The sequence below is a fragment of the Lewinella sp. genome (assembly GCF_050633125.1).
GTDB lineage: Bacteria > Bacteroidota > Bacteroidia > Chitinophagales > Saprospiraceae > Lewinella.
Window position 1 is genome coordinate 1 of record NZ_JBOEFX010000223.1, and the last position, 228, is coordinate 228.

Below are 228 nucleotides of genomic sequence, written 5' to 3' on the forward strand. Positions count from 1 at the left end.
CATCAGTGGTAGTGATAATCGTAGGTACATCAGGATCAGTACAGTCTGCTGCTGCATCTTCAGGGAAGTCGATTACAAAGTCATGTACTTCCGTGATAGTGATGATTTGGCTACAAGAGTTCGTTGAACGGAATACTTCGTTGATATCGATAGCTCCGTTGCCGTTCACATCACCTTCTGGCTTAAGCTGCCAAGCTTCGAAGCGACGGGTAATTGATCCCCAGCCAC

At 46.9% G+C, this 228-nt stretch carries 1 protein-coding gene; it reads right to left on the minus strand.

The window, feature by feature from the left end:
* Positions 1-228, minus strand: a 228-nt coding sequence (locus tag ACRBG0_RS28405; protein WP_431490204.1) for a hypothetical protein, incomplete at both ends; no start/stop codon positions are given.